Below are 249 nucleotides of genomic sequence, written 5' to 3' on the forward strand. Positions count from 1 at the left end.
TGGCAATTATCTAAAACAGGTGTATCCAGTGCACACCCATAACCCCGATAAAATGCAAGGTATTATTTTTGAACGTATGGAAAGTATTGGTACTGCTGGTGTCGCCAGAATATTGGAAGGATATCGCTGGCAGGATGACGTCACTTTAAAAATTCAAATGAAAGCGCGTAATGGCTTATCTAAAAAGTACGATGCAGATCGTCAAAGATCTCCCCACTTGTATGGTAATAACGTGCCCCAAAAATTAGC

General features: G+C 40.6%; 1 pseudogene. It reads left to right on the plus strand.

Annotation, left to right across the window (positions count from 1 at the left end):
• Positions 1-28: 28 nt before the first annotated feature.
• Positions 29-249: pseudogene (locus GQ596_RS11035) on the plus strand (hypothetical protein); the annotation flags it as partial.

This window comes from Gilliamella sp. Pra-s60 (genome assembly GCF_009795755.1).
Classification (GTDB): Bacteria; Pseudomonadota; Gammaproteobacteria; order Enterobacterales; family Orbaceae; genus Gilliamella.